Origin of the sequence: Jatrophihabitans sp., from assembly GCF_051960575.1 — a bacterium.
GTDB lineage: Bacteria > Actinomycetota > Actinomycetes > Mycobacteriales > Jatrophihabitantaceae > JBQCEE01.
In genome coordinates this window covers 1-8460 of the sequence record NZ_JBQCEE010000052.1, presented here as the reverse complement: position 1 = coordinate 8460, position 8460 = coordinate 1, and the positions used below count along the sequence as shown (strand labels likewise).

General features: G+C 71.3%; 7 protein-coding genes. 4 read left to right on the top strand and 3 right to left on the bottom strand.

Annotation, left to right across the window (positions count from 1 at the left end; translation table 11 throughout):
• Window positions 1-66 precede the first annotated feature (66 nt).
• Window positions 67-1572 (bottom strand): MFS transporter, encoded by a 1506-nt coding sequence (locus ACTHMS_RS02595; RefSeq protein ID WP_440305117.1) that lies wholly within the window; start codon window positions 1570-1572, stop codon window positions 67-69.
• A 63-nt stretch (window positions 1573-1635) separates the two neighbouring features.
• On the opposite strand from ACTHMS_RS02595, the gene ACTHMS_RS02590 reads away from it, so the two are divergent.
• Both ACTHMS_RS02590 and ACTHMS_RS02585 read left to right on the top strand, forming a co-directional pair.
• Window positions 1636-2595 carry a helix-turn-helix transcriptional regulator gene (locus ACTHMS_RS02590; protein ID WP_440305116.1) on the top strand — a complete coding sequence of 320 codons (960 nt, stop codon included), beginning with the start codon at window positions 1636-1638 and terminating at the stop codon, window positions 2593-2595.
• A 161-nt stretch (window positions 2596-2756) separates the two neighbouring features.
• Window positions 2757-4025: a hypothetical protein gene (locus ACTHMS_RS02585; protein WP_440305115.1), complete on the top strand. Its 1269-nt coding sequence runs from the start codon at window positions 2757-2759 to the stop codon at window positions 4023-4025.
• 91 nt (window positions 4026-4116) lie between these two features.
• Here ACTHMS_RS02585 and ACTHMS_RS02580 read toward each other — a convergent pair whose 3' ends face one another.
• Window positions 4117-5124 carry a GTP pyrophosphokinase gene (locus ACTHMS_RS02580; RefSeq protein WP_440305114.1) on the bottom strand — a complete coding sequence of 336 codons (1008 nt, stop codon included), beginning with the start codon at window positions 5122-5124 and terminating at the stop codon, window positions 4117-4119.
• A 77-nt stretch (window positions 5125-5201) separates the two neighbouring features.
• Between ACTHMS_RS02580 and ACTHMS_RS02575 the strand changes: the two genes are divergently transcribed.
• Window positions 5202-6149, top strand: a complete 948-nt coding sequence (locus tag ACTHMS_RS02575) for an alpha/beta hydrolase family protein (protein WP_440305113.1) — start codon at window positions 5202-5204, stop codon at window positions 6147-6149.
• Between the two features lie 10 nt (window positions 6150-6159).
• Here ACTHMS_RS02575 and ACTHMS_RS02570 read toward each other — a convergent pair whose 3' ends face one another.
• Window positions 6160-6798: an NAD(P)-dependent oxidoreductase gene (locus ACTHMS_RS02570; protein ID WP_440305112.1), complete on the bottom strand. Its 639-nt coding sequence runs from the start codon at window positions 6796-6798 to the stop codon at window positions 6160-6162.
• A 246-nt stretch (window positions 6799-7044) separates the two neighbouring features.
• On the opposite strand from ACTHMS_RS02570, the gene ACTHMS_RS02565 reads away from it, so the two are divergent.
• Window positions 7045-8460 (top strand): DUF222 domain-containing protein (locus ACTHMS_RS02565; RefSeq protein WP_440305111.1); only part of this gene is annotated, 1416 nt, incomplete at its 3' end.

Below are 8460 nucleotides of genomic sequence, written 5' to 3'. Positions count from 1 at the left end.
CCACGGCCTCGCCGACGCGGGGGGCCGCGGCGATGCCGTTCGCCCAAGCGATCATGTGATGCGACGCTAGTGCATCGCGCGGGCCCGGCGCGGCAGCAGCCAGCCGACGGCCCACGCGGCCGCGATGAGCACGAGCATCAAGAGCAGCGCGTGCTCGGCGGCCGGTAGTGCCTCGGGGCGGCCGTGGTCGAGCCGCACGCCGTCGAAGAACACGGTCGCCAGCACCGCGACGCCGAGCGACGCCCCCAGCTGCTGCAGCGACTCGAGCACACCCGTGGCCGAGCCGACCTCGTGGTCGTCGATGTCGCCGATGACGATCGAGAACAGCGGCACGAAGATCATGCCCATGCCGACGCCGAAGACGGTGAGGCCGGGGGCGAGGTCCCAGAAGGTGACGCGCCCGTCCGCACCGTGCAGCAGCAGGTACAGCAGCGTCGTGCCCCCGGCCATGATGGTCAGGCCGACGTGCAGGATCGGTCGCCCCACTGCCGTCATCGCCCACGCACCGACGCCCGAGCCGACGAAGGCGCCGACCGCGAGACCGGCCAGGTAGAGGCTGGCCTTGAGCGGGCTGAAGCCGAGCCCGAGCTGCAGGAACAGTCCCACGACCAGGCCGAAGCCGACGACCGAGCCGAAGAACACGACGGTGAAGCCGACCCCGCTGACGTACGAGCGCTTGCCGAGCAGCGACGGCTCGATCAGCGGGGTGCGGCCGGCGCCGAGACGGCGGCGCTGGTGCCCGACGAAGGTCGCGAGCAGCGGCACGGCGGCGACGGGCAGCGCGAGCAGCCAGAGCGGCCAGCCGAGCGAACGGCCGTCGACGAGCGGGAAGACGATCAGCATGCTCACCGTGCCGAGCAGGACGGTGCCGACCAGGTCGAGCGTCACCGCGGTGCGTGCGGCCGAGGGCTTGGGCAGCACATGATGACCCACCACGAGCGCGACCACGCCGACCGGAAGGTTGATGAGGAACAGCGCCCGCCAGCCGCTGCCGGCGACGTCGGCCTTGAGCAGCAGGCCGGCGACGACCGGGCCGAGGATCGTCGACAACCCGATCACCGGCCCGAGTGCGGCGAACGCCCGCTGCATGCGCTCGGCGGGGAACAGGTCGCGGATGAGGCCGAAGCACTGCGGGATCATCACCGCGGCCGCGAGGCCCTGCACCGCGCGCGCGGTCACCAGTGCGGCCGGCGACCACGCGAACGCGCACGCGCTGGACGCGAGCACGAACGCGGTGAGCCCGAGCAGCAGCATCGGCCTGCGCCCGAAGCGGTCACCCAGGCGTCCACCGGTCATCAGGCCGACGGCGATCGCGAGCGTGTAGCCCGCGGCGATCCACTCGAGCGCCGACGACGACATCGCCAGGTCGCGCTGGATCGACGGTGCCGCCACCTGCACGATCGTCGAGTCGAGGATGTTGAGGATCAGCGCTGCGAGCACGACGGCGAAGCCGATCCAAGCCGAGCGCGTGCGCTGCTCGGTCATCTGCTCCGGCGCCGCCGCCACGGGCTGGGTGAGTGTTGCGGTCATGGCTGCCTTCCCTCTCGTACGGATGGTGTCGTCGGGTTCGATGGGCAGGACGCTAGGCCGCTATCAGGAACGCTCCGTTCCGCTTGTTCCACTACATTGCTGGACATGGCCGAGACCTCCGCGCGACTGCTGAAGCTGCTGTCGCTGCTGCAGACGACCCGGGAATGGCCGGGGCCCGAACTGGCCGACCGGCTCGGCGTCAGCACCCGGACGGTGCGCAACGACGTCGACCGCCTGCGCCGGCTGGGGTATCCGGTGCGGGCGACCCGCGGCGCGGTCGGGGGATATCGCCTGGTGGCCGGCAAGGCGATGCCGCCGCTGCTGCTCGACGACGACGAGGCCGTGGCGATCGCGGTCAGCCTGCGCACCGTCAGCGGGGGAGCGGTCGAGGGCATGGAGGAGACGGCGCTGCGGGCGCTGACGAAGCTGCAGCAGGTGCTGCCGCCGCAATTGGGTCGCCGGGTCGACGCGCTGCAGTCGCACACCGTGCAGGCGGGTGGACGTAGCCGGGCCCAGGTCGACGGCAGCGTGCTCGCCCTACTGGCCGCGGCGGCCCGCGATCGGGAGATCGTCCGCTTCGCGTACGCCGACTACACAGGCGTTGAGAGCGAGCGGCGCATCGAGCCGTACCGTCTCGTCAACTACGGGCGGCGCTGGTACCTCGTCGCCTTCGACGTCGAGCGCGACGACTGGCGCACCTTCCGCATCGACCGGCTGCGCGACGCCCGCTCGGTCGGGCACCGGTTCACCGCGCGTCCGCTGCCCGCCGAGGACATCGCCGCCTATGTCGCGAGCAAGACCCGCCAGGTGCAGATGAAGGTGCAGGGTCGCGTGATCCTGCACCTGCCGGCGGAGCTCGCCGAGCGCCGCATGGGCGGTTGGACGCAGGGCGCCATCGAATCGTTGGGCGACACGAAGTGCCTTGTCTCACTGGGTGGGCGGTCGGTCGAGGACCTCGCGTTCTGGCTGGGCGTGCTTGACGCCGACTTCGAGGTCGTCGACTCGCCCGAACTCGCGGCGGCGGTCAGACGGGTCGGTGAGCGGTATGCGCGGGCGACCTCCTGACCGCCCGCCCGGTGTTCAGCTGGGACACACCGTGGACAACGCCCGCTCACAGATCTACGGTCAGCGGATCCGAGCAGATCATCCGCTCGTCGTCCGGGGGAGGTAGTGGGATGCGTCTGACCAGCATTGCACTGGCTGCGGCGGCAAGTGCCGGACTTCTGGTGTCCGGCGTCCAGGCGGGCGTCGCCGCACCGGCCGTGCAGGAACCACAGGTGATCAGCGACGACTCGCTCTCGGCGCGATCCACCGTGCTCAACGGCGGCGCCAAGCTGGTGCCCGGGGCCCGCACGATCACGCACTGGAACGGGCAACGGCTCGATCCGAACAACGGCGTGACCTACAGCTACAACATGGTCGGTGCAGACCCGAACACCTGCCGCGGCAGCGCCTGCGACGTGACCGTCGAGGTGGACATCACGCCGATCAACGTGAACATCGGCGGCCTGGTCTTCCGTGGTGACGACGTCGTCCAGCCCACGCTGGCCTCGCCGCTGTTCCAGAACAATGACTACGGCTCGACCCCAGCTGCGACGGCTGCGGGGAACTTCCCCGGCCTGCCGCAGGAGGTCCGCGGCGCCGGCGGTCCGCTCTCGCAGGACGACGCCGGGGTGCCGTTGCAACTGCAGGACGCGACGATGCGCGCCCAGTTCGCCCGCACCGGGGCGAGTCCGTACCACCTCCGCCTGCACGCGAACGTGCAGCCGACCGTGACGATCACGGTCCCGCAGCACCAGGGCGCGCTGTTGCAGAGCGGTCGCGGCGTCGTGTTCCCGGCGATCGACTACACGTGGTGGTCGGGTCAGATCAACAATCTCGAGAACAGCGCCGACCCGACCCATCTGCCGCTGTACCTCACCAACGACGTCCTGCTGTACACGAACAACGACCTCAACACGACCGGCGTCATCGGTTACCACGGCACCGGTGCCGCCGGGCTCAAGAAGGGGTACGGCAAGACGCAGGGCAACGGCGTCGTGCAGACCTTCGCCTGGGCGTCGTACCTGCAGCCCGGTGTCTACGCCCGGCCGAACGGTGGCACCTACTGGGCGCTCCAGGACATCCACCCCATCAGCCACGAGATCGCCGAGTGGGCCGACGACCCGTTCGTCAACAACACGGTCGAGCCGTGGTTGACCCCGACCGCGCCGCAGTACGGCTGCACGTCGGTGCTGGAGACCGGCGACCCCGTCGTCGGCATCGGCTTCGCGAAGGGGACGGATCCGTACTTCCAGGGGCCGAACCCGAGCGGGTCGGTCAGCTCCGACGGGTACTACCACCCCGAGGACGAGGCGTTGTTGCCCTGGTTCCTCCGCTCGCCCAGCAATGCCACCGGCAGCGAGCCGAACCAGAGCGGCACCGGCGGCCGCTACACACTCATGGGTGACCTCAACCCGTTCCCGGGCTTCCGGCAGCCGGCGACCGGCTGCTGAGCTGATCTCCCGGTGCAGCCCGTTGCGGGCTGCACCGGGATCGGGATTTCACAGCTGTTGAGCCGGAGCCGTTCGCGCAGGCTGCAGGGGGTCAACCGGACGTGGGCCGTCCGGTCAGTCGTTCGAGGCGCGTGGTGAGCAGCGTTGACCGGTGCGCGTTGCCGGTGAGCCGAACGTACCGCTCGCCGAACACCGACAGGAGGGCATCGTCGAGCCGGCGGACAGCCCCGACCGGGTGCCGATAGCCCATCCGGGTGATGACGGCGTCGATGTCGACCGAGGCGAGCAGGCCGCCGAGCTCGGCCAATGAGACGATGCCGAGCTCGAGCAGCAGGCCCGAGATCCAGCCGTAGTGGTCGGTGCGCGACCAGCCCGCGTCCGGGTACTGGGACGCGAGGAAGGTGGCCAGTTCCTGCGCGCTGATGCGCGGATCGGCGGGGTCGAAGTCCGGGTCGCGCGCCGACAGCGTCGCCTGCACCCGCTCGCGGATCTCGGAGAACTCGCGGTCGGCGAGTTCGAGCAGCCCGGCGGCCAGCGTGAACCGGCGGTCGAGGTCGGGCGCCTGCTCGGCGGGGACCGTTCCCTTGTAACGGATGTCGTGCTCGAACTCGGCCCAGGCGTGCTGCAGCACCGTGCGCACCTGCACCGACGCCGGCCGCTCGGGCACCGCGCTCGACGAGACGAGCAGGTGACGGCTGGCGTAGCCGAACCGGCCGTCGCGGGCGGTCTCCTCGCCGAGGTCGCGGTCCTGCATGATCGTCAGCTCGTCACCGAACAGGTCGGCGACCGCCGCGACGTCGCTCTGCACGTAGGTGATCACACGGATGCCGATGACGTCGGTGATCTGGGTCAGTGGGTCGGTGAACAGCGGCCGGCCCTCGTGCCGTCGTACCGCCTTCTCGGCGAACGACGCGACCGTCTTCGTCCGCCCTGTGACGCTGAGGTAGTTGATCCCTGCGTCGTCGAGCAGGGTGGTGATGATCGCGACGTACCGCTCGGTCACGGCGTGCAGCGCCGGTTCCTGCGCGGCGTAGGTGCGCACGGCGAGCGCGACGGGTTCGTCGTCGGTCTCGCGTGGGCGGGTGGCGCGCGGCGTCATGCGCCAAGCCTGCCCGATGGGGCGCGGGACCGCGCGGACGACCTGCCGGGCTCGTGCCCGTGTGCCATGCTGCGGCGGTGCGCCGCGCCTCGACCCCGTCGGCGCCGCACCAGCCGTCGGTGTCCCGACGGCATGCGCTGCTCGGCGCGGGCGGCATCGGCCTCGGCGCCCTTGTGGGGTGCGACAGTGCTTCGCCTAGCGGTGGTCGGTCCAGCGGCCGCACTTCGTCGGGCATCTCGCGGTCGTCCACCGTCAGCGCGGCGGGCTGGTCGGTCGTCCGGCACTCGTACGGGAACCACGCTGCCCAGTTCGGCGACCTCTACCTGCCCGAGCACCGGTCGCACGCCGGTGTGGTCGTCGTGCTGCACGGCGGCTTCTGGCTCGCCGAGTACGACCTCGACTACGGCGCGCCGCTCGCGAAGGACCTCGCCGGGCGCGGGTACGCGGTGCTCAACCTCGAGTACCGGCGCGTCGGCGACGGCGGTGGGTGGCCCACGACGTTCGACGACATCGGCGCCGGCATCGACCTCGTTGCCGCGCTGCCGGTCGGCGACGGACCGGTCACGGTCATCGGGCATTCCGCCGGTGGCCAGCTCGCGGTGTGGGCGGCGTCGCGGACGACCCTTCCCGCCGGCGCGCCCGGCTCGCGTCCCCGCGTCCGTGTGCACGCCGTCATCAGCCAGGCCGGCGTGCTCGACCTCCGCGACGCGGCGAACCAGCATGTCGGCGGCACGGCAGTCGAGGACCTGCTCGGCGGTTCGCCCGACCACGTGCCCGGGCGGTACCGGATCGCCGATCCGGTCGAGCTCGTCCCCTCGCCGGTGGCCGTGTGCTGCGTGCACAGTCGCGCCGACCAGGTCGTGCCGTACAGCCAGAGCGAGCACTACGTCGCCGCGGCCCGTGCCGCCGGGGGAGCGGCGGACCTGCTCACCGTCGCCGGCGACCACTTCACGTTGATCGATCCGACGTCGGCGGCATGGCACGCGGTGCTGCAACGCCTGCCGTCGTTGATGGCGGCGAGGTAGCGGCTCCGCGTCAGTAGGCGATGCCGATGTGGGCGCGGTGGTGGGCGGGCCGCTCGATCTCGTCGACGATCGCGATGGCGAAGTCCTCGCCGCCGATCACCGAGCCACCCTCGTCGTCGAACAGGGCGACCTCGCCGCCGACGCGGTACCGGCCCGTGCGTTCGCCGGCGGCCCACGCACCGTAGCTACCCGCCGGGCTGACGAACACCCAGTCGAGGTCTGCCGGTGCGTCCTCCACCAGCATCTCGCGCGTCGCGTCGCCCTCGACGGCCTCGGCGCGGAACTGCTCCGGCACATCGCCCTCGACGAACCGCGGCTGGTCCGGCGCCGGGCGCAGCGACGAGAACCCGCCGATCTGCACGTACCGGGCGCCCGCCGCTGCGGCCCGGGTGGCGAGTTCGCGGTAGATGCCGACGAGCCGGTTGGCCATGTCACCGCGCGGCGAGAGTGTGGCCACGACCGCGTCGGCGTTCGAGATGACCCGCGGCGCCACGTCCAACACATCACCGGTCTCGTACCGCACGCCGTCGATCGGGTCGTCCGGCGTCGACCGGCTGACGGCGACGACGTCGTGGCCGCGGGCCACAGCCTCGCGGGCGATGTTGCGGCCGGTGTAGCCGGTTCCGCCGAAGATGACGATGGTGGACATGGGGCCTCCTGCTCGGTTCGGGTTCGGCCTGGGCTACGACATCACCTCCGCGCCGGCTATTCCCGGGCGGGCCGGCCGAGCCACGGTTCGTCTATCAGCTGATGGAGGTGCAGCCTCCATCCGTGACGGCGAAGCCTTTCACAGCGTCCATTGGCGATGTGCCAACAGTGCGAAAACTCTTGTCTCATAACGGTTTCCATGTTTCGGACCGTTGTTTTCGAACACGTTTTCGGGTACGCTGATCGTATGGTGGCACCGGCGGTCGAGGCATGGACGCTGCCCGCTGGGCACGCCGAGATCGACGACCTTCTAGGGGCGTCGACGGCGCTCGCGAGCGAGACGCAACTGCTGGACGCGGTGCGCTCGGTCGAGGCGTTGCGGTGCCGGCTCGCCGCGCTCGACGCGGCGGTGCTCGCCGAGGTCGAGCGGCGCGGGATCGCGGGGAAGCGGTCGCAGCAGAGCACGAAGGCGTTGCTGCACGCGATGCTGCGGATCGACCCGGCCGACGCCGCCGCCCGGGTCAGGGCCGCCGGGTCGGTCGGGCCGCGGCAGGCGTTGACGACCGGTGAGCCGCTGCCCGCCCGGTTCCCGCAGGTCGCCGCCGCGCTGGCCGGCGGCCGGATCAACCCCGACCACGCCCGCATCATCGCCCGCTGCATCGACACGCTGCCCGCAGACGTCCGCGAGCAGGCCCACGACCACGTCGAGACGCTGCTGGTGGAAGCGGCCGTCCAGTCCGACCCCGTCGTCGTCCGCAACCTCGGCCACGACGTCCACGCCTGGCTCAACCCCGACGGCACCCTCCCGAACGACCGCCTCGCCCAGCACGACCGGGCACTGGACCTGCGCGTCCGCGCCGACGGATCATCCTCGCTTCGCGGCGAACTGACCCCGGAAGCCACCGAACGGCTCCGCACCCTGCTCGACGCCATCACCCACCCCCGCAACCTGGCCCCCGATCAGACCGACGCCGACCCGGCGGGCGACCCGAACGAGGGCATCGCCGACGACACCGACCGCGAGATGGACGGGATCACCCCGCCGCCGGTGCCGGGCCCGATCAAGGACCCGCGGTCAGCGACGCAACGGCGTCACGACGGGTTCCTACAGCTGCTGCGGCTGCTGCAGGCCAACGGGTCGACCCCGACCGCCGGCGGCGTGCACACCACCGTGCTGCTCACCCTCCGCGCCGAGGACTGGCTCGACGGCACCGGCGTCGCCCACACCGGCCACGGCACCCTCATCAACGCCGCCGACGCCATCCAGTGGGCCGGCGGCAACCCGCAGGTCCTCACCGTCGCCCTCGACAAACTCGGCAAGGTCACCGCCTACAGCACGCTCGCCCGACTGTTCAACGAACCGCAACGCCTGGTCATGGTCGCCCGCGACGGCTGCTGCTCGTTCCCCGACTGCGACGCCCCCATCTGGTACTGCGAAGCCGACCACATCACCGCCTGGGGCGACCACGGCCCCACCAGCGTGGACAACGGCCACCTGCCCTGCGTCTACCACCACCGCGTCGCCAGAGCCCAAGGCTGGACCCCCGTCATGATCGACGGCAGACCCGGCTGGATCCCACCACCCTGGATCGACCCCGACCAGCAACCACGGTTCAACCACCGCAACCGCTGGTTCGACCCCTTCACCGACCTCCGCACCGAC

Coding starts and splice junctions, on each gene's coding strand:
- ACTHMS_RS02590 (WP_440305116.1), top strand. CDS start 1,636: ATGGCCGAGACCTCCGCGCGACTGCTGAAGCTGCTGTCGCTGCTGCAG.
- ACTHMS_RS02580 (WP_440305114.1), bottom strand. CDS start 5,124: ATGACGCCGCGCGCCACCCGCCCACGCGAGACCGACGACGAACCCGTC.
- ACTHMS_RS02570 (WP_440305112.1), bottom strand. CDS start 6,798: ATGTCCACCATCGTCATCTTCGGCGGAACCGGCTACACCGGCCGCAAC.